This window comes from Pseudomonas sp. KH_046_2 (assembly GCF_057838985.1).
This window is the reverse complement of the sequence record NZ_CM174480.1, coordinates 1,194,669-1,215,008: the sequence shown is the minus strand read 5'-3', so window position 1 is coordinate 1,215,008 and position 20,340 is coordinate 1,194,669. Positions and strand designations below refer to the sequence as shown.

At 57.6% G+C, this 20,340-nt stretch carries 12 protein-coding genes and 2 pseudogenes; 6 read left to right on the top strand and 8 right to left on the bottom strand.

The annotated features are described in order from the left end of the window. Positions 1 to 109 precede the first annotated feature (109 nt). Positions 110 to 576: pseudogene (locus AC3IX1_RS05455) on the bottom strand (nitrilase-related carbon-nitrogen hydrolase); the annotation flags it as partial. Positions 577 to 700: 124 nt separating this feature from the next. Between AC3IX1_RS05455 and AC3IX1_RS05450 the strand changes: the two are divergent. Continuing rightward, positions 701 to 1,501 carry a helix-turn-helix transcriptional regulator gene (locus AC3IX1_RS05450; RefSeq protein ID WP_489387416.1) on the top strand — a complete coding sequence of 267 codons (801 nt, stop codon included), beginning with the start codon at positions 701 to 703 and terminating at the stop codon, positions 1,499 to 1,501. Between the two features lie 180 nt (positions 1,502 to 1,681). Then, a pseudogene (locus tag AC3IX1_RS05445) lies at positions 1,682 to 2,599 on the top strand (glutamate synthase-related protein); the annotation flags it as partial. A gap of 219 nt (positions 2,600 to 2,818) precedes the next feature. Here AC3IX1_RS05445 and AC3IX1_RS05440 read toward each other — a convergent pair. The 3 genes from AC3IX1_RS05440 to AC3IX1_RS05430 are packed head-to-tail and all read right to left on the bottom strand — an operon-like array spanning position 2,819 to position 5,641. Continuing rightward, the gene (locus tag AC3IX1_RS05440) at positions 2,819 to 4,327 is read right to left on the bottom strand and encodes a glucosyltransferase domain-containing protein (RefSeq protein WP_489387415.1); all 1,509 of its coding nucleotides are present in this window, start codon (positions 4,325 to 4,327) and stop codon (positions 2,819 to 2,821) included. A gap of 1 nt (position 4,328) precedes the next feature. Beyond that, a complete protein-coding gene (locus AC3IX1_RS05435; RefSeq protein ID WP_489387414.1) occupies positions 4,329 to 5,270 on the bottom strand; it encodes a glycosyltransferase family 2 protein in 942 nt (313 codons plus the stop codon). Further along, positions 5,267 to 5,641 carry a GtrA family protein gene (locus AC3IX1_RS05430; protein WP_489387413.1) on the bottom strand — a complete coding sequence of 125 codons (375 nt, stop codon included), beginning with the start codon at positions 5,639 to 5,641 and terminating at the stop codon, positions 5,267 to 5,269. The genes AC3IX1_RS05435 and AC3IX1_RS05430 overlap by 4 nt, the downstream gene beginning before the upstream one ends. A gap of 244 nt (positions 5,642 to 5,885) precedes the next feature. On the opposite strand from AC3IX1_RS05430, the gene AC3IX1_RS05425 reads away from it, so the two are divergent. Then, positions 5,886 to 7,019, top strand: a complete 1,134-nt coding sequence (locus AC3IX1_RS05425; RefSeq protein ID WP_489387412.1) for an OpgC family protein — start codon at positions 5,886 to 5,888, stop codon at positions 7,017 to 7,019. Positions 7,020 to 7,082: 63 nt separating this feature from the next. On the opposite strand, the gene AC3IX1_RS05420 is transcribed toward AC3IX1_RS05425, so the two are convergent. Continuing rightward, entirely contained in the window at positions 7,083 to 8,504 is a 1,422-nt protein-coding gene (locus AC3IX1_RS05420) for an amino acid permease (RefSeq protein ID WP_489387411.1), read from the bottom strand. 474 nt (positions 8,505 to 8,978) lie between these two features. On the opposite strand from AC3IX1_RS05420, the gene AC3IX1_RS05415 reads away from it, so the two are divergent. From AC3IX1_RS05415 to AC3IX1_RS05405, 3 genes are all read left to right on the top strand, one after another. After that, positions 8,979 to 9,437, top strand: coding sequence for an REP-associated tyrosine transposase (locus AC3IX1_RS05415; protein ID WP_489387410.1), 459 nt, complete (start codon positions 8,979 to 8,981; stop codon positions 9,435 to 9,437). A gap of 265 nt (positions 9,438 to 9,702) precedes the next feature. Beyond that, on the top strand, positions 9,703 to 12,816 hold the full coding sequence (locus AC3IX1_RS05410) for a transglycosylase domain-containing protein (RefSeq protein WP_489387409.1): 3,114 nt from the start codon (positions 9,703 to 9,705) through the stop codon (positions 12,814 to 12,816). Between the two features lie 168 nt (positions 12,817 to 12,984). Further along, positions 12,985 to 17,649, top strand: a complete 4,665-nt coding sequence (locus AC3IX1_RS05405; RefSeq protein ID WP_489387408.1) for a dermonecrotic toxin domain-containing protein — start codon at positions 12,985 to 12,987, stop codon at positions 17,647 to 17,649. Positions 17,650 to 17,710: 61 nt separating this feature from the next. On the opposite strand, the gene AC3IX1_RS05400 is transcribed toward AC3IX1_RS05405, so the two are convergent. The 3 genes from AC3IX1_RS05400 to AC3IX1_RS05390 all read right to left on the bottom strand — a co-directional run bounded on the left by AC3IX1_RS05400 (position 17,711) and on the right by AC3IX1_RS05390 (position 20,339). After that, the gene (locus AC3IX1_RS05400; RefSeq protein WP_489387407.1) at positions 17,711 to 18,970 is read right to left on the bottom strand and encodes a hypothetical protein; all 1,260 of its coding nucleotides are present in this window, start codon (positions 18,968 to 18,970) and stop codon (positions 17,711 to 17,713) included. Between the two features lie 62 nt (positions 18,971 to 19,032). Further along, the gene (locus AC3IX1_RS05395) at positions 19,033 to 19,521 is read right to left on the bottom strand and encodes a CS1 type fimbrial major subunit (protein WP_489387406.1); all 489 of its coding nucleotides are present in this window, start codon (positions 19,519 to 19,521) and stop codon (positions 19,033 to 19,035) included. Between the two features lie 77 nt (positions 19,522 to 19,598). Beyond that, positions 19,599 to 20,339: a molecular chaperone gene (locus AC3IX1_RS05390; protein ID WP_489387405.1), complete on the bottom strand. Its 741-nt coding sequence runs from the start codon at positions 20,337 to 20,339 to the stop codon at positions 19,599 to 19,601. Between the last annotated feature and the right edge of the window lies 1 nt (position 20,340).

Here is a 20,340-nt window from a genome sequence, read left to right as displayed (position 1 = left end):
CGGACTTTTCACCTTCTACTACGTCAACTACTGCATTAACGCCCTGCCTCGCGACAAACAAAGACACGAAGAAAAAAAACAGCAAATACAACCTGTCCAGGCTTGAAATGGAAAAGGCGAACACACCGTCACCCTCTTCCACCCGGTTGACCATCAGCGCAAACGCCTGGTTTTCCTGGGCGCGGGCCATGATCGCGGTGCGGTGGCTCGGGCCGTACGGGTCCATGTTGCCGTTGGTGACGATCAACAGTTCGGCCCCCAACTGCGCCAGTGCGCGGGCGCTTTCGGGGAATTCGATGTCATAGCAAATCAGCAGGCCCACAAGTGCGTCTTGCGGTATTTCAGCGCGATGCCTTCAGGGGTAATCAGCAGCGTGGTGTTGTAGAAGCGGCCGTTGTCGTTCTCGGCCATGCCGATGGCCACGGACTCGGCCGAAGGGAAGCCCATCAAGTGCCCTTCAGGGAACAGGATCAGCTGCGTATCGGCTGCGCACGCAGCCATCGCCGCCAGAGTGCGTTCGAGGTTGTAAGCGGTGTTGTTGTCACGGCCTGCCAACTGGGCGAGTTCGACCTTCATGGGTATTCCTTGTTATGCGCCGGGCGGCAGAAAGATTGCCCGGTCGGTGTCTGTGCGCCAGTATGCGCAGCAAGCAACCGGGCGCGGAATTACGCCGCCGGGGTAATACGATAGGGGTAGATGCATGACACTCTCGTTGGACGACATCGCCTGGCACCGCTCGGTGGGGCAACTGATCGACGCTCTGGACAAGCCCAATTTCTGGACCCAGCTTGTCCGGTTGCTGGACCAGTACGTGTCCTTCGACAGCTGGGTGGCGCTGCTTTTCAGCGCCAATCAGCGCCCCCAGGTGTTTGCCGAGTGCCCCGGCGAGGACGGCAGCCCTGACCAGTTGTTCCAGGATTACCTGCGCGGTCTGTACCTGCTCGACCCCTTCTACATCGCCTGTCGCGAGCAGTCGCGCACCGGGCTGTATCGTCTGTCGGAGGTGGCCCCGGAGCACTTCGAGCTGACCGAGTATTACCAGCGCTACTTTCGTCTGAATGTGGTGGCCGACGAAATCCAGTTCAATTGTCAGCTCGAAGGCGACCGCACGCTGTGCCTGTCCCTGGGCAGCAAGCAGCGCTTCAGCGGCCAGCAGATCGCCTTGCTGTCGTTGATCCAGCCGTGGGTGCTCAGCCTGTTGCGCCAGCGTCTACCCTATGAAATCAACGAAGTCGTGGCCCTGGCCCCCGCACCACCGCAAGCCGATTGGCGGGTACAGCTGGAGGCTTCGGTGCAACAGCTCAAAGGTGCGCAGTTGACGGCCCGGGAGCTGGATGTCGGGCGTTTGATGCTCAGCGGTTGCTCCAGTAAAGAGATCGCCCGTAAGCTGGAAATCTCTGTCGAAACCGTGAAAGTCCACAAGAAGCACATGTACAGCAAGCTGGGGATCAAATCCCAGTCCGAGCTGTTTTCGATTTTTCTCCAGGCACAAAATGCCTGAATGCCCGGTGAGGTGCTTTGCTTCATGTGGGAGCGGGCTTGCTCGCGAAAGCGGTGTGTCAGTCAACAAAAATGCTGGATGTGACTCCGTCTTCGCGAGCAAGCCCGCTCCCACAGGGGATCTCTGTATCCATGCACCCGCTGCACTGAATGTTATTGAGTCCGAACCCAAGGAAACCGTATGAGCCTGTCACTCCTGAGCCGCTACGCCTTCTTTGCCGTCTGCGTGATCTTCACCCTCGCCAGCCTGCCTTTTCTTGACTATGACTGGCTCTGGCCGATCACCGCCGTCACCGCTATCCTCAGTCTGATCGGCCTGTTCGATCTGCTGCAAAGCCCACATGCGGTGCGCCGCAATTACCCGATCCTCGGCAATATCCGCTACCTGGTCGAAGGCATCCGCCCGGAAATCCGCCAGTACTTGCTCGAATCCGACAGCGACGCCCTGCCCTTTTCCCGGGCCCAGCGCTCACTGGTCTACTCCCGGGCCAAGAATGAAACCGCCGACAAACCCTTCGGCACGCTGATCGATGTGTATCAGTCGGGCTTCGAATTCATCGGCCACTCCATGCGCCCGGCGCCGTTGAGCGACCCGAGCAGCACTCGATGGCAACGAAAAGCCAGTTGGCATTGCTCCAAAAGCTTTCCTCCCAGAAGAACCTTCAGAGCATCGTTGCTGCGTCATTCGACGACAGCGAGGCGGCGTATCGAGAGGCCACGCATAACGTTGAATTCAAGCTTATTCACCTAGGGGATAAGGCCATCGTGCCGAATGGGGATACGATTCTGGTGGGTGGTTAGGGCTCCCTTTCCGTTGCGGGAAGCGTCACGCTCGGTTCGTGAGTAGTACACCCAACTACTCACATGGCCCGTACTCACTCACTCACCGGGCATTAGTTGAGTTTTGGGGGCCATAACCATCGGCTGCATCCAGTCGCAGAGCTGCCACACCAACAAATGCCCGACCGGTGTCGCCACCCAGGACACCCTGCGCCAACGCGCGCTGGTGGTGCCAGACAAGGCCCAGCGCGTGTTCAACTTCCATCGCAACACCCTCAAGGCCCTGGCGGAAATGCTCGCTGCCGCCGGCCTCGAACATCCGTCGCAACTGTCGGCCAAGCACCTGGTGCGACGCATGTCGGCGACCGAGATCAAGCTGTTCTCGCAGTTGCACGTATTCCTCAAACCGGGGGAGTTGCTGACCGGCGAAGTGAACGGCGAGTTCTACTCGCGGATGTGGCAGATGGCCCGGGCCGACAGTTTCGAGCCCAGTGAAATAGAAGCTGCATGACCTCGCCACCCCGATCAAAATCGTGCGTCACCACCGCAGGGTTTTGCTCGGGGTCGGCTCCTTCATCACGATGAAACCGTAATCACCTAACAGGTAAATCCGGTAGTACTGGCTCTCCACCAGCGCCGGATAGCCCTGATAACCGACCCGCGTCGCGTTACGCCGCTCCCGCTCCGCCACCACGTTGGTGATACCTGCTTTCGGCAGATTCTCGGCCAGCATGTAAAAGTCGGTATTGAGCAGGTAGTGCAGCACCGGCAACTGCTTGAACGAGCCAGCTGCCGCCAGCAACCAGTAGTCGGAATAACTCACCGACATATAGATCCGCTTGGCTTCGCGCAGTGCCTGACGGCTGGCGATGTCGTACGAAAGGCTGGCCAGTGCCGTGGACGCGAAAGTTTTCTGCACCGTCAGCACCCGGCCATAGGCGAACGACAACGACAACATGGCCAGCAGCGGAATGACCAACAACAGTGGCAGTCGTTCATGGATCGACGCCAGCGCCAGATGGCTCAAATAGAACAGCAACACCAGCAGCACGGCGAAGCCCATCAAGGTGCGGGCGCCCTCGTTGAAATCGCGGAAAAACAGCGCGAAACCGGACACCAGCAGCGTCACCACCGGCACTGTCAACAAACACATCAGGCCGATCAGCAGCTTCTTCGGTGCATCATCCTGACGCGCCGCGACGTTCAGTCCCAACCGCATCGCTCCGGCTATTGCCACCAGCAGCAACACGGCAAACACCCAGAGCCATCCGCCATGGAACAGCAGCACGACTTTTTCCAGGACCCGGCCGATGTTGATCTGGATCTGCAATAAAGGATGCGCCGCCCAATCGAGCAGCAATGTACGATTCGAGTCCATGAACAGATAAGCACTGACGCTGTAGATCAACCAGCCGAGGATGACCTGGGCGGCTTTCCAGCCCAGCAGGTCGCGCCATGGCACCGGGGACGTTTTATCGTTCGCGGCCCTGAGCAACTCCAGGCAACACAGGCCGAGGAACACGTTCAGGCTGATCTGATACAACCCCAGCGCCAGTGCAATCAGGAACGATGGCACCAGCCATTGCACGCTACGCCACGGGTGACGAAAGGTGATGGCGTAGATCACCGCCACCAGGCTCAGGGTCGTGGTGGGACCGTCGTATTGATAGGACAGGTTCTGCAGGAAGAACGGGTTGTACCAGAGCGGCAACAACACCAGGCAACAAGCGACGCTGGGCTGGCGGAAGTAATGGAACGTCAGGCTGGTCAGCGCCGACGTCATGGCCAGCGTGGCGATCAACAAGGGCAAGGGAAAGATGTTCGGCGCGGCAGGGCTGAAGGTCAGCGCGTTGTAGAACAGCTGGGCGAAGAGCCGGCCCTGTTCGGCCCAGGCCATGCCCGCCGCCAGCGAGCGCCAGTTGTCATCGATGTAGGGATAGTCCGCGAGGATCAACGGCAGGACATACACCAAGGTAGCGAACAGAAAAAACCGCCAGACCTGATGCCGGCTGAGCTCGCGAACAAAGAAATCGTTGAACCGGCCCATGCTAGCGCCCGCCCCGGTCTTTACCACCGACGATGTCCTTGATCACGTAACGCGGCCGGTGCTTGGCCTCGATATAGATGCGACCGATGTACTCGCCGAGGATGCCGATGCCGATCAGTTGCACGCCGCCGAGAAACAGGATCGCGGTCATCAGCGACGGATAACCGGGGACGCTGTTGCCGAAGAAAATCTTGTCCAGCACCATGTACACCGCGTAAAGCACCGCGAAAATCGAAATGCCGCCACCGACGTAAGTCCACAAGCGCAGCGGCACCGTGCTGAACGAGGTCACGCCTTCCAGGGCCAGGTTCCACAGCTTCCAGACATTGAACTTGCTGCTCCCCGCCACCCTTCCTGGCCGCTCGAACTCCACCACCACGGTGTTGAACCCGGCCCACGACAGCACGCCTTTCATGAACAACTGGTGCTCGGGCAGGGAACGGATCACGTCGACCACCTTGCGATCCATCAGCCGGAAGTCCCCGACGTTTTCCTCGATGCGGGTGTAGGCGATGCGATTGAGCACATGGTAGAAAATCGACGCGCTTTGGCGCCTGAGGTAGCCGTCGGCGGCCCGGCTGCGGCGTTTGGCGAGTACCACGTCGGCACCCTTTTTCCATTGTTCGATCAACAACGGAATGACGTTGATCGGGTCCTGCAGGTCGACATCCATCGGGATCACGGCATCGCCGCTGGCATGCTCCAGGCCGGCAAACAGTGCCGGTTCCTTACCGAAGTTGCGCGAGAAATTGATCAGCATGACCTGATCGTCCGCCTGGGCCAGTGCCGCAGCCTGTTCGGCCGTGCGGTCGGAGCTGCCGTCGTTGATGAACACAATCTCGACTTCGGTGTCGCCCAGCCTCAACTCCCGTCGCACCGCCTGATAAAACAGGTTGATGGACTGCTCTTCGTTGAACACCGGGACTATGAGCGAGATTTTCATTGATCACGCTCGCGGAACACCACGTATTTGGAATACAGGAAACCGAGCACCAGGCTCAACGCCGAAAACGCGGCCACGGTGAACAAACCGTGCAATCGCCAGATGTCGCCCAGATGGCCCACACCCAGGCTCAATGCCCCCATGCCCAACAGAAACAGCAGGTAACCTGCGACCGTGGCGCTGGCGGCGAAGGTAAATTGCGCGTTCATGTAGAAGGAAAACGACGCAGCCACGCAAAAGGCCGCCAGGTTGCTGACCGCCTGGCTGAGGCCGGCCGCCACGCTCAACAGGAAAAAGATCTGCCAGTGAATCAGGGTGTTGGCGACCCCGATCACCGTATAACTGGACAGCCCTTTCCACAACAGTCTCATGTGAGGCTCCCGCTTTCAGTACGTTGTACTCATTGTCATTTGAGCCTGTCTACTGTCAGAAATCGCAGGTTTTTGGACCTTTCAGACCAGCGGTTGAGCCTTGGGGCAACACCCGAGACATCCGGTAATATCCCGGTTTTGCAATTGCCCGCGAATCAGTCCACCCTGCGCCCCGCTGCTTGGGCGCGCGGCCTTTGCGCCCGCGGCCAATCCCATTTTCACCCGCTGTTACGAGCCTGCTGCCATGACCTTAGCGCGCGATCACCGGATCGACTTTTTTCGTGGTCTGGCACTGATCTTCATCTTTTGGGATCACGTGCCCCACAACCCCTTGGGGCAAATCACCCTGCGTAACTTCGGTTTCAGCGATGCGGCCGAGGTTTTCGTGTTTCTGGCAGGTTACGCAGCCGTGCTGGCGTACGGCAAAGTCCTGGCGCGCGAAGGCTTTCTGATCGCCTGCGTGAAAATCCTGCGCCGGGCGTGGGTGCTCTACGTGGTGCATATCTTCCTGCTGGCGATGCTGATGGGCATTGTGTTTTTCGCCAACAGTCACGTGGAAACACGGGACCTGGTGGAGGAAATGGGCATGCATCATTTCATCAGCAACCCTCAGCAGGCCCTGATCGATGAACTGCTGTTGCGCTTCAAGCCGAACCTGATGGACCCGTTGCCCCTGTACATCGTGCTGTTGGCGGGCTTGCCCCTGGTGCTGCCGATTCTGGTGCACAAGGCCTGGGTGGTGGTCGCGATGTCATTGGCGCTGTATCTGATGGTACCGCTGGCTGGCTGGAACCTGGCGGCCATCAAGGACGGCGTGTGGTATTTCAACCCGGTCGCCTGGCAGTTGCTGTTCGTGCTCGGCGGTGCCGCTGCGATCCACAGCCAGCGCCCGCGCTTGCCCGAGACCCGCCCATTGGTTCGCCAGCCGTTGTTTGTCGGTGCGGCGCTGTATGTCGTGGTCGCGGGTGTGTTGACTGTCCTGTGGCGTTGGCCGGACATACACGATGCCGTGGTGCCAGCGAGCCTGCAAAACGTCCTGTACCCCATCAGCAAGACCGACCTGTCCCCCGTGCGTCTGCTGCATTTCCTGGCACTGGCCTACGTCACGGCGAAAATGATTCCCGACAGCGGATGGACGCAACACTGGCTCGCGCAGCAAAGTTGCCGCATGGGTCGTTTCTCGCTGGAGATTTTCTGCCTGGGCGTGCTGCTGGCGCCATTGGCGGACATGGTCAATGCGCTGACCGACGATGCTTTTGCCATGCAGATCTTCACGGCGCTGGTGGGCGCCGGGTTGATGGCGCTGTTGGCGGCGTGGCTTGAGTTCAACAAGCGGTTGAACCAGACAATCAAAGGATCGCAGCCTGCGATCCATTGATCTTCAAAACCAAAAAGCCCCGATCATTTACGACCGGGGCTTTTTCATTTCAAGCGTTGGAGCTTACGAAACCGAACGCGCCGCACCTTGCGAAACATTGGTCGGTTGCAGCTTGAACACGTAGAACAGCACCGTCAGCAGCACCAGGAACGCAGGGCCCACATACAGCGCCACGCGGGTATCCGGGAAGTACGCCATCAGGCCGACCACCAGCACCAGGAACGCCAGCGCCAGGTACGAGCTGATTGGGTACAGCCACATGCGGTACTTCAGACCGGCCGCTTCGCTGGCGCTCAGGCCTTTGCGGAACTTGAGCTGGGCCAGCAGGATCATCGCCCAGGTCCAGATCGCGCCGAAGGTGGCAATCGCCGTCACCCAGACAAACACCTTTTCCGGCACCAGATAGTTGAGCAACACGCCCAACAGCAACGCGCCAATCGACAGCAGCAATGCACGACGCGGCACGCCGTTGTTCGAGGTCTTGGCAAAGCCGGCCGGGGCCTGGCCGTTCTGCGCCAGGCTGTAGAGCATGCGCCCGGTACTGAAGATGCCGCCGTTGCAGGACGACAGCGCCGCGGTGATCACCACGAAGTTGATGATGCCCGCCGCGGTCTTGATGCCCAGGCGCTCGAAAGTCATCACGAACGGACTGCCCTGGGTGCCGATTTCGTTCCACGGGTAAATCGACAGGATCACGAACAACGCGCCGACGTAGAACAGCAGAATCCGCCAGAACACCGAGCCGATGGCGTCGGGGATGGTCTTTTGCGGGTTCTTCGCTTCACCGGCGGTCAGGCCGATCATCTCCACGCCCAGGTAGGCGAACATCACCATTTGCAGCGACATCAACACGCCCTGTACACCGTTGGGCATAAAGCCGCCGTGGGTCCACAGGTTGGAAATCCCCAGGGCCACGCCGTCGTTGCCGAAACCGAAGGCGATGATGCCGATGCCGCCGAACACCATCGCAATGATGGTGACGATCTTGATCAGGGCAAACCAGAACTCGAACTCACCGAAGGCCTTGACCGCGATCAGGTTGATCGAGCCCATGCTGATCAGCGCAGCGAGCGCCCAGATCCAGCGCGGCACATCGGGGAACCAGACGCCCATGTACACCGCCACGGCCGTGATTTCCGCGACGCAGGTCACCAGCCACAGGAACCAGTAGTTCCAGCCGGTCAGGAAGCCCGCCAGCGGGCCGAGGTAGTCTTGGGCGTAACGGCTGAACGAGCCGGCGACCGGGTTGTGCACGGCCATCTCGCCGAGGGCGCGCATGATCACCAGGATCGCCAGACCGCCAATGATGTAAGACAGCATGATGGCCGGACCGGCCATTTCGATGGCCTTGGCCGAGCCCAGGAACAGGCCGACGCCGATACAGGCACCGAGTGCCATCAGGCGAATATGCCGTTCGCCGAGTTCGCGTTTAAGCGGACCGCCCTGAGCGGTCTCGCCTTGGGGCAGGTGATTGCCTACGGGCATGGGGGACAACCTCGTCTTGTTATTGGATATGACCACCGAGTGGCGAAGCGCTGACCGATAAGCCATCGCCTCCCGAACCGGTTCTGCTTCGTGGGCAGAGTCGTCTTGTAGGAAAAACCCGCAAGATCAGTGGGAAAAACGGCGCCGAGTATTGCACAACAATGGTGCATCGTCATGCCCAGAAAAAAGCCTACAAAGCTCTAACTCAAGTGTTTCAGACCGCCACCCCACTGTGGCGAGGGAGCTTGCTCCCGTTGGACTGCAAAGCAGTCCTCAATTCAGCAACCATGATTTGTCTGGTTGATCCGGACCTCTGGTTTTGCGACTGCTGCGCAGCCGAGCGGGAGCAAGCTCCCTCGCCACACGTTGCTTTGAGTCCTTCAATAAGCGGAGAAATTTCATTCAGCCAATGCAGATACAAGTAAGAAAACAAGGAGCTAGCGTATTTAGACAACCGCTGAAGGAAGCAACGGAATGCATCCCCGTCCAAACTCACATCTATTGCGCCGCGGACGTTACTCAGAACCAGGACGGGGCTATTTAATAACGGCAGTCGTGCATCAACGCCGCCAAATATTCGCGGATTGGCGGCTTGGACGCCTTTTGGTTGAGGAGTTCAGGCGGGCCCACGAGCAAAAATGGGTCAACTCAATGGCCTGGGTCATCATGCCAGACCACTTCCACTGGTTAATTCAGCTTGAGCGGTACACGCTGGCGCAACTCATGCAGGCCATCAAATCCCGCAGCACACTGACGATCAACCGGGCGTTAAACGAGAGCGGTGCCTTCTGGCAAACCGGCTACCACGACCGGGCCATTCGCGATGGAGAGGACCTTCTACCGTTCGCCCGCTACATTGTTGCCAATCCACTCAGGGCGGGACTTGTGGAGAAAATCGGCGACTACCCGCTCTGGGATGCCTGCTGGCTCTGATCAAATGGCTGGCTGATCCCCCTGTGGCGAGGGAGCTTGCTCCCGCTCGACTGCGCAGCAGTCGTAAAGCCGGTGAAACATATTATCCAGACAAATCGCATTCACCTTCCTGGGGGCCGCTTCGCAGCCCAGCGGGAGCAAGCTCCCTCGCCACAAAAAGAGGCTATTACCCGACATTTTGCCCTTCACATTTTTTTCACCTTCGCCAACCACCGTCTAAGCTTCAGTGAAGTCCGATCAATCTGCGTGAATGGATCAGTCGACTATGGGCGCTTTGTGGCAAACCGATTCGAGTAAAGCCGTGGTTCCGAATGAACGAGAGGATGAAGCGCCTACACCTGAAAAACCCCGTCGCTCCAGGCACGGATGGGGAGCGTTCTGGCTATTGTTGTTGATAATCGCGGTTGTCGTGGGGTTGGCGGCTGCGAGGGAAATGCGCACCTCGAAGTTCCAGGCCCGGGAAGTCAGCAAATACGCCGCGTCCCTGAACTATGAGCTCAAACCCGGCCCCAGCGATGCGATTCGCTATCCGGGGGAAGGTCCGTTCGATCGGCGTCTGGGCTACAGCTCTCTGGATGAGTTCCTGCCGCGCCTGATCAAGCGCGATTTCGTCGTCGAGGCGCAAACCCGCTTTTCCCCGGCGCTGTTGAAGTACAGCGACAAGGGGCTGTTCGTGCCTTACACCGAAAAAATCCAGGCCGGGCTGTCGATCACCGATTGCCGCGCAGCACCGCTGTACCAGTACAACTATCCACAGCAGCTTTACTCGACCTTTGCCTCGATCCCGCCGGTGGTGGTCAACAGCCTGCTGTTCATCGAGAACCGCTTCCTGCTCGACCCCAGGCAACCGCTGGCCAATCCGGCGGTGGACTGGCCTCGGTTCGGCATGGCGGCGTGGTCCCAGCTGGCCAAAATGTTGCACGTGCCCGGCCAATCCGCCGGTGGCAGCACCCTGGCCACGCAACTGGAGAAGTACCGGCATTCCCCCGATGGCTTGACGGTCAATGGCGCGGAAAAGATTCGCCAGATGATTTCCGCCACCGTGCGCGCCTACCAGGCCGGGCCACAAACCCTCGAAGCCCGGCAGAACGTGGTTCGCGACTACCTCAACAGCGTGCCGCTGTCGGCCGTACCAGGCCACGGTGAAGTGCACGGCATGGCTGAAGGGTTGCGCGTGTGGTACGGCTCCGACTTCAATCAGGCCAACGAAGCGCTGTCCAGCACCGCTACGGATCCAAAGACCATGGCGGAAAAAGGCCTGGCCCTGCGTGAGATGCTATCGCTGATGATTGCCCAGCGCCGCCCGTCGCACTACCTGACCAAGGGTCACGATGAACTGGCCGACCTCACCGACAGCCATATTCGCCTGCTGGCGCAAAACCATGTGATCGACGCCGAGTTCGCCGCCGCCGCCCTGGCCAGCAAAGTGACCTACCGCGACTGGGCCACCCAGCCGACCATTCAACCGATTGAAACCAATAAAGGCATCAGTGTGGCGCGCAGCCGTCTGGCCGGCATGCTCAATCGCCCGCTGTATGACCTCGACCGCCTTGACCTGTCCGCCACCAGCACCTTGCAGGGCGAGTTGCAGACCGAGGCCACCGAGTACCTGAAAAAACTGGCCGACCCTGAGTTTGCCACGCAAATCGGCCTGATCGGCGAGCGCCTCCTGACCACCACCAGCACCACCCAGGTGCGCTACAGCTTCACCTTGTTCGAACTGACCCCGGACGGCTCGCGGGTTCGGGTGCAGACCGACAGCACCGACCAGCCGTTCGACATCAACGAAGGCAGCAAGCTGGAACTGGGTTCCACCGCAAAAATGCGTGTGCTGACCACCTACCTGCAAATCATCGCCGAGCTGCACGACAAATACGTCGGCATGACCGTTCCGGAACTGAAGAAAGTCGACGTGCCGGACCAGGATCGCCTGAGCCGCTGGGCGGTCGACTACATGATCGAGAACAAGGACCGCGACCTGAAAAAAATGCTCGGCGCCGCCCTGGACCGCAAATACTCCGCCAGCCCCGGCGAGGCGTTTTTCACCGGTGGCGGCCTGCACGTGTTCAACAACTTCCGCAAGGAAGACAACGGCCGGATACCGCCCCTGCGCGACGCCCTGCGCGAATCGATCAACCTGCCGTTCATCCGCCTGATGCGAGACCTGGTGCGCTACACCATCTACTCCGGCCCCAACAGCAGTGCCGAACTGCTCAAGGACGACCGCGATCCGCGGCGTCAGGAGTACCTGGCCGAATTCGCAGACCGCGAGGGCACTTCGTTCCTGCTCAAGTTCTGGAAGAAGTACAAGAACAAGGACACCCAGGACCGGCTCGAAACCTTCCTCGACAGCATGCGGCCGACCCCGATCCGTATGGCCGCCGTGCACCGCTACCTACTGCCACAGGCCAGTCAGGAAAGCTTCAACGCCTTCGTGCGCTCGCACCTCACCGGCGCCAAGCTCACGGAAAAACTCACTGATGAACGTCTCGTGCGACTCTACGAGGCCTACGGTCCCGGCTCCTACGACCTGCCGGACCAGGGCTTCATCGCCAAGGTCCACCCCCTGGACCTGTGGCTGATGGGCTACCTGCTCAATCACCCTGACGCCAAGTGGGGCGACATCGTCAAAGCCAGCCAGTTCGAGCGCCAGGAGGTCTACAGCTGGCTATTCAAAAGCAGGCACAAGGGTGCCCGCGACAGTCGCATCCGCACCATGCTGGAGATCGAAGCGTTCCTCGACATCCACCAGCGCTGGCAGAAAGTCGGTTATCCGTTCGACCACCTGGTGCCGTCGCTGGCCACCGCCATCGGCAGCTCCGGCGACCGTCCGGCCGCCCTGGCCGAATTGATCGGCACCATCCTCAACGATGGTGTGCGCATGCCAACGCTACGCATAGACAGCCTGCATTTCGCCGCGCACACACCCTTTGAAACCCAACTGATCAATGACCCGGACGTCGGCAAACGGGTGATGCCATCCGAGGTGGCGACCGCCATGCGCGAAGTCCTTTCACAGGTGGTGGATGCCGGTACGGCCAAACGTGTTGCCGGCAGCTTCAAGCTGCCCGACGGTACTCCGCTGGCCATGGGCGGCAAGACCGGCACTGGCGACAACCGTATCGAAGCCATCGGCTCCGGCGGGCGGATTCTGAGTTCAAAATCGCTCAACCGTACGGCCACGTTCGTGTTCTACATCGGCGATACCCACTTCGGCACCCTGACGGCGTATGTGCCGGGCCGCTCGGCGGAGAGCTTCACCTTCACCTCGGCGTTGCCGGTGCAGGTGCTCAAAGGCATGGCACCGATTCTGACGCCGTACCTGCAACCGGGCACCCACACGATGTGCGAACCAAACGCGAGGACGGCTGTTCGTTGAGCGAGGATCAACGGTGGAAATGGTGGGTGGTAACTATGTACTTTTCACTCTTTGATTTCGGGAGCATCCAAGCGAAAACGACATTTTTGCAAACAAATTTTGAGCTTTTTCGGGACACGTCATTTACTTAGTCTGGTCGCTCCATTCTGATCAACGGACGATCATGCAATGTCTAATTTTCCTCAGGCGATTCAAGGGTCTGACCAACCCTCAATCGCCCATTCCGATACAAGCATCCACTTCGAAACAGTCAGCAAGGCCATCCCCGCCTGGCTGCGCAGTACCTCCATGACGCGGGTCAACGCCCTGAAATCCGTCAAGGTGGAGCTTCCCGACTGGCACAAGAACGCTTCGGCAGCGAATCACCGCAGTTTGAAAAACGCCATCAAGCTCAACTGGACTTCGCAAAATAATGTCGATAAGGCGCTGCACAATCTGCAGGATGTGTACGCCTTTGCCAAACCTCTGCTGCAACAGGCGTTGAAGGACCGCTTCGGTGTCGAAGAGGACGTCGAGGAGACCTGGCTGCACCTGTATGTGCCGGTAAAAACTTCATGGTGGGTGCATGATTTCTCCGCTGGAACCACCAGCCGGACCGTGTCGCTACTGGATGCCGCGCTGCACAACTTTTCCCGCGACGAGGCGTTTACCCAAGACTCCGATTTCATCACACGCCCCGATTTCCGCGGCCATTTCACAGTGAAACGGCTCAAGCACAAATTGAGCATCGATCAGTTCAAGTCCCTGTGTCGCGAACTGGACATCGGTGCCCGCTACCAGGAGCACCTGAACGCGTGTTTACTACCAGCCGAGAAAGTGGCCAGCAATGCTCTGCGCTACAAAGTCATTCTCAGCCAGAAGAGCGCGTTGAATGTCGCGGCGCAAATGGCGCTGATGAAAAACGACATTGATCAGGCCGCTCATGACGTAATCCAGGGCATGCTCGATGACCGTTCACGCTTGAAATGGCACGACCAACCCGTCGGCTATTACAACCTGGCGATGATGGACACGCGACTGACCGGCATCGTTCTCATTGCCGCCGACGCAGCCAACGCCACCAGCCCCGTCCCTGTGATTGCCTACGTCCCTCATGACCCGGAGCACCCGCTCAAGCAGTATCCATCGTCGCTTGAATTCATGGCCGAACTGACACGTCAGTTGCGCGACGGCTCGTCCGCCAACAGCTATCAACAGTTCTTCAGCCAGTTCGTCCCGCATCAGCAACGTGGCCATTTTTTTGCCGGATTGAATGAGCGTTTGAGCCGGATCACATGGCAGCCGGTCCCGGCGTATTCCGACTTGCCGAGCTGGCGCGAAACGGCTGTGGATAACCCCAATCTGCAATTTCACGTGTCGAACATCCGGGACGATCGCGAGACCGAATTCAAAAGCGATCTGTGGGGTTATTGCTATCGGCAGAAACTGAACAAGATTCTCAACGACGCCCGGGAAATCGCCATTTCCACCGAATACGCCGACCGCATGGCCCGTTGGGCCTGGTGGGACAACCTGGAAAAAATGCTCTCGGACATTTTCAACATTGCCTTGATGGTGGTGACACCGTTCGTGCCCGAAATGGGTGTGTTGATGCTGGTGTATACCGCGTGTCAACTGACCGAAGAGGTGGTCGAGGGGATTGTCGACCTGGCCGAAGGCCGTCTGGCCGAAGCGGGTGAACAGGCGATCGGCGTGCTGGAAAGTATCGTGCAACTGGGGGCTTTCGCGGCAGGCTCTGAGCTGGGTACCGTCGCACGAGCGAAGCTCTCACCGTTTTTCGAAAGCCTGAAACCGGTGCAGTTGGCCAACGGTAAAACACGATTGTGGAACCCTGACCTGCGCCCCTATCGACAACCGGACCTGGACTTGCCGACGAGCACCAAGCCCGATCAACGGGGAATTTATCAACACCAGGGTCAACAGATTATCCGCTTGGACAACCAACACTTTGAAGTGCAGGAGATCCCGGTCACGGAACAACACCGCATCCGGCATCCGCAACGACCCGACGCGTACGCACCCACCCTGCGGCACAACGGACACGGCGCCTGGGTCAGCGAAACGGAAAATCCGCGAGGGTGGGAAGGCTCGACGTTGATGAGACGCATCGGTCACACCACCGACGGCTTCAACGACGAACAACTGGAACAGATTCGCCAGATCAGCGGCACCGACGAAGCCGAACTGCGAAGGATGCATGTCGAGAATGCCCCACCTCCTGCGCTGCTGACTGACACCCTGCAACGCCTCGGCCCTGACGCCAGCAACAGCGCAACCTCATCCCCCGAAACCGCCTTGCTGTTCGCTGATTTCCCCGAGCTGCCTGAAACCATCGCGGATAAAGTCCTCGCCAGCGCCACGGCATCGGAGCGCCAGCAAATCGCGCAAAACAAACGCCTGCCGCTCAACCTGAAAACCCGGGCACGGGAACTGCAATTCGAAACGCAATCGGTCCGTGCCGCCCAAGGTCTGTACCGCGACACCTTGAGCAACATCGACACCGAACGCCTGGCCTTGGGCGCCTTGCGTATCAATACCGACACCTTCGGCAATCTGCGCCTGGAAATTCGTCAGGCAACATTCGACGGCGAGCTTCGTTGTAGCGCTGGGCCAGAAGACGCAGCGCAGGTGCGGGTGTTGATTCGAGACGACGCAGGCAAATATGAAGTGCGTGATGGTTTGGATCAGCCGATCCATGGGCCAGATGGTTTTTTCGAAGCCCTGATCCATGCCACACAAAGGAACGGACGAAACGCACTGGGTTACAGGCCGGGCAATGGCGAATGGTTCAGGCAATGGGTCATCGCTAAATCAGAGCCGCCCAGCGAGCGCAGGACTGTCCTTGCTACACCCCCAATCCGACCGATTGCCCAGCATGAAACGATGTTATTGGTTCGTGGAGGGGGACTCAGCAAGGAAGGAAAAACACTGCACGAGCGCATTCAGGATCTTCATCCGCACTTCAGCGAGGCCGAAGTTAATTCATTTGCTAATGCTTTGAGCACCACAGATGAACCACTTAAGGCTATAGAGGAGCAGGAAAAGGATCTCGCGGAGTTGCGGGGGATACTCGAACACTGGGAGCGGCAACAGCCCGTTAGCCCGGTTTCGGACAACAATGGATTTCAAGGCGGTGGGGGAAGTCACATAGTCGAACGGCTCATTGACTGTTACGAGCGGAAAAATACAGGGCTTGGTAACCGCACCGATCCATACTCCTACTCTCTCGATCTCTCCAGGGAATTACTGCCACTGGATCTGGAAACCTGGTGGTCCAAACGCCCAAAACTAAAAAAATATCTCGACAAAGTAACCGTGCTCAAGCTCGACAATACAAGGTTCTCCAGCGAGCTATACGGGGTGCTAAAGGACTTTCCAAACCTGCGAGAACTCAATGCCAACCACTGCGAACTGACTCGCTTGCCAGATAGCATCGGTGCCATGCATCGCTTGGAATGCCTGCGATTGAGTTCAAACGCTATTACCCTGGACCCTCCCGCTGTCGAGAAACTGAGGAATCTGACTTATCTGGAAGTTCTTGAGCTGGACGACAATCCATTAACCCTACTGCCGGATATTGAGCGCATGCCCCGACTAAATACTGTCGGATTGAGGAACACCGGCATTACTACTTGGCCAACCGGCACTTTTACCAGACGCAGACCTCAGGCGTTTGTTTTAGACATGCGGGGCAATCCAATCAATCTAATACCTGAAGTGATTCATAATTCGCCAAATGCATGGGTGGTAGGTCTAACACGCCTCGATATCGAGAATTTATCGAGTTCTGACCGTCTCAGGATTAATCAAATACGTCAATGGTTGGGCCTTCCCAATGAGATAGGTGCGTCGCCTATTATCGAGATCCCGCCGGCCATATCGATATGGTCCGGTGCTCCCGACGTGAGTCCTGAACGCATCAATCATTGGGAGGAACTGAAACACGAACCCAACTCCGGACCTTTTCTGTCTATCGTTAATGGGGCAGAGGGCTTCGCTGATTATCGTGCTGGAGGCGAAGCTCGGACACAGCTACTGGATCGCCTGTGGCGCATGCTTGATGCCGTCTACATCGACACCCAGCTTAGGGAAAAGCTATTCACAATGGCGAAGGATCCCGTGAGATGTGCCGATGCGGGTGCGCAGTTATTCAACAATATGGGGATTGAGGTACTCGCCTTTGAGGCGCACGCCTACTCCACCGATCCAGCGATACTTGAAAATAAATTAGTGATGCTAGCCAAGGGTTCCGCGCGACTGGAACTGGTAAACGATATCGCCCGGGCCGATATGAGCAGCCGTGAAGGCAACCCTGACGAAGTGGAAGTCTACCTGGCTTATCAGACGGGCTTGGCTGGACGTTTGGGCCTGCCTTGGCAATCCGAATCCATGCTTTACCGGCCGGTGTCCGGCGTCACCGATGCCATGATTGACGGCGCCTACGAAACAGTTCTGTCCTTGGAGAATGGTGATGGACTGGTCAACAAAATGCTTGAGCTGGACTTCTGGGAACGCTTTCTTCGTGAAACATACCCTTCGCAGTTCGAAGAAAACAAACAGCTCTATCTGAGTAAATCAGAGCGGCTCGATACGTTACTAAGCACCCAGCTTGAGTGGGTCTATTCGACGCATTTGACGAAAGTCCAACGCTTGGACTTGCGAACCAGACTTATTGGACTCATGAAGGGTTTTTCGATTCAGGAAGACGTAGTGTTTTCCGGCACTCCAATAAGTGAAGATACTTACAATCGACTGCTCATCGACTTGGGAGACGAAGAAAAAGAACTAGCAAGACGTTTGACTCGAGAAGCCATGACAAGAGCCAACATTTAAACGATCGATAGCTGATACCGCCCCTGAAGAATTCGTAAAATGAGCCTTCAGGGGCGCGTTGTCAGATCACTTCCGAATCCCAGATCACCGTGACATTTCCCGTATAGGTTTTGGCTCCCCCTTCACGCAACATCTGTTCGACGTGCTCCCGAGCCACTTCAAAGTGCAGGGTTCCCGGCTTTCGATCGACGTATAAACCAGGTTGAAACAACTCAGTGCCACTGCCATCAAGTCGAAGGGGGAGACGCTCAACAGGTTGTCCCGCTCCATCGGTCAAGCCGTATGGCAGTGTCACGCTGGTATTCAAGGGCACAAGATCGGCAGAGCCCGTGTCGCGCAGTGCGCAGGTATTGCCCACGACATACTGACATTCGAGCTGCATCTTGAACCGTGATGAGGAAGAAACATTGAACGTCTGGTCCCGGAACAACCGCACCGGTTTACGTCCTTGATTCAACCAGGCTTGCCAACCGCCTTGGGGTAGTAGTTCGACTTGATGGCCGCCCGGCGGGATCTCAACTTTGAGCGAATGCTGGACATCCAGGGTGAAATTGAGCGTGATCGACGAGTCAGTCGGCAGCATGACATCGCCCATGTCGAAGTCACCACCCGGACCCGTGGTGTAAGTCAATGAACCTTGATATTGCCCTGACGACATACCCAGAGGGTTGGGCGTCCTGAGTTCATAGACGTACTCGACCGAAGAGTGGTCGAATTTGGGAACATCCACAGAAGGCACTACTCCGCAGGCCCCCGCTCCTTCAGGATAGAGCCAAAAAAAATACGCATGAGCGACGCCGGCGATAGGTATGTTCAGACCCGTACAGGGGGCGGGCGGACGTGTCCATGGACCGCGCCAATCGGTGCTCCCCGGCCGTGCCCAGGCACTTACTCCCGGTGGCCTCGCGATCCACCAGGTACCACCAATTCCGGCGACTCGCACCTCAACGGTCTCTCGCTCCCCCGTACGACTGTGGACGACGTCCAGTTCGCGCCAGCTCGACGGCACACTGAAAGTCGCCCCCTGCCTGGGGTCGGCATGCCCGGCTGGAATAGGCTTTGAAGAAAGAAATTTCAAAGTGGGTACCTGCAGGCTAAAGATGCCTAATTGCTTACAGCGGGTAGCTATATGGGTTGTGCACAGTCCGCTTTGTGGCGTTGTGTTGATAAATTTGTTGAGCAAGGGATTCGCCGGATCAGGTATGAACTTGGCGCTTATTTCCTGCACCACCGCTCCGGCGAGCGGGGTATGCAACCCGGCCAGCAAGCCTCCCGCCAGCGAGAACGCCGCCATTGTTCTTGGCGAAAAAAACAACTTCATTATGAATTGACCTGAAATTCCAACGTAATGAAAACACCCGCCACTTATTGCCCAAAGCAAGATCAAGGAGCAATGGCCTCAAAAATCATATGTACACTGCCGTAGTACTCACCGGGCTTGTAACCGTCATCCGGTTTGACTGCCGCAATCAGCAGTTCCACACGCTTGCCGGTTTTGCCGTCCATTTCCGAAATGACAGGCGCATCATGTACCGTGAGCTTGATTCGGTTGAACTGAACGTCCAAAGCAATGTTGTCTACGTCTCTGCCATTGCTCAAATAAGGTTCTTCACTTAATCGCGCAGTGATCTCGCCATTGCTGTTTTTGACATCGAATTGTTTACGCAGCGGGCTTAGTTCCTGCGTAGTCAAATTCCAGGCCAGTTTTTGTTCCCGCCCAATCCAGTTCGGATCGGTCGGCAACACATAAAATTCCGCCGTCGGGATGGTGACCGATACTTCAAAGGTTTCTCGCTCCACGAGCGCATACGCATTTGCGCTGGCCAACGTCATCAACATCATCGAAATGACGGTCTTTGATGTTTTAAACATAGTGATCACCTATTTGTGCACTGCACGCGATTAAAAAGGTTGAAAGCCGAAATAAAACTCCCCTCCCATACTCAGTGCTAACCCTTTACGTCCAGCTTCGAGACTTTGGAGCCTTCAACCAAGGTAAAACGGTATTCACGACCGATCTGCTTATCGAACTTAAAAGTACGACCGGCCAGGATGTGATGTTTTGTAGTCGGTTGGCATTCCTGTTCGTTTTTCATCGAACAGTCCTTGAACTCATCGACCACCACCACACTGTTGCCGTTGTTGCGGATCCGATATTGGCTGGCGTCGTTCTCGATCACACTGTCAAAACGAGTCTCTTTCGGACGCACGAAAAACACCGTGCCATAACCGGCAAGCACGTTGACCCCGGCCGACAGATTCTTTTTGTAGTCTTCACGTTCTTCGGCAGACACGGCAAACTCATCTTCCTTCTCTGGCATTACGGGCACATAACGCACACGGAAGTAACGTTCTTTCTCCCGTTCGCCCATGAACAGCAAACGCGAACCTTGCATGCCATTGGCAGGCACGATCAATCGTGCCGGGCTGGCCATCAGGCCATTGCGGGAAGTGCCATCGACCTGACTCTGCAACGGAATCTCGCGGGCCGTGCCATCGGCGTCATAGATGATTTCGAGGATATTGATTTTTACGAACGCCGTGCTCTCACCGCCGTTGAATACCCGTTTCAGGTAGGTACTTTTATCGCCATCGAGGTAGTCATATACAACCCCGACATTGATCTGCGGCCCGGCTTGAGCCACCTGAGAAAGTAAGTAAAAACCGAATAATGCCAACAGCCGTTTCATA

Bases quoted from the DNA above. Each gene is read 5' to 3' on its own strand.
- AC3IX1_RS05450 (WP_489387416.1), top strand. From the start codon at position 701: ATGACACTCTCGTTGGACGACATCGCCTGGCACCGCTCGGTGGGGCAA.
- AC3IX1_RS05410 (WP_489387409.1), top strand. From the start codon at position 9,703: ATGGGCGCTTTGTGGCAAACCGATTCGAGTAAAGCCGTGGTTCCGAAT.
- AC3IX1_RS05395 (WP_489387406.1), bottom strand. From the start codon at position 19,521: ATGTTTAAAACATCAAAGACCGTCATTTCGATGATGTTGATGACGTTG.
- AC3IX1_RS05425 (WP_489387412.1), top strand. From the start codon at position 5,886: ATGACCTTAGCGCGCGATCACCGGATCGACTTTTTTCGTGGTCTGGCA.
- AC3IX1_RS05390 (WP_489387405.1), bottom strand. From the start codon at position 20,339: ATGAAACGGCTGTTGGCATTATTCGGTTTTTACTTACTTTCTCAGGTG.
- AC3IX1_RS05440 (WP_489387415.1), bottom strand. From the start codon at position 4,327: ATGGGCCGGTTCAACGATTTCTTTGTTCGCGAGCTCAGCCGGCATCAG.
- AC3IX1_RS05430 (WP_489387413.1), bottom strand. From the start codon at position 5,641: ATGAGACTGTTGTGGAAAGGGCTGTCCAGTTATACGGTGATCGGGGTC.
- AC3IX1_RS05415 (WP_489387410.1), top strand. From the start codon at position 8,979: ATGCATCCCCGTCCAAACTCACATCTATTGCGCCGCGGACGTTACTCA.
- AC3IX1_RS05435 (WP_489387414.1), bottom strand. From the start codon at position 5,270: ATGAAAATCTCGCTCATAGTCCCGGTGTTCAACGAAGAGCAGTCCATC.
- AC3IX1_RS05400 (WP_489387407.1), bottom strand. From the start codon at position 18,970: ATGAAGTTGTTTTTTTCGCCAAGAACAATGGCGGCGTTCTCGCTGGCG.
- AC3IX1_RS05405 (WP_489387408.1), top strand. From the start codon at position 12,985: ATGTCTAATTTTCCTCAGGCGATTCAAGGGTCTGACCAACCCTCAATC.
- AC3IX1_RS05420 (WP_489387411.1), bottom strand. From the start codon at position 8,504: ATGCCCGTAGGCAATCACCTGCCCCAAGGCGAGACCGCTCAGGGCGGT.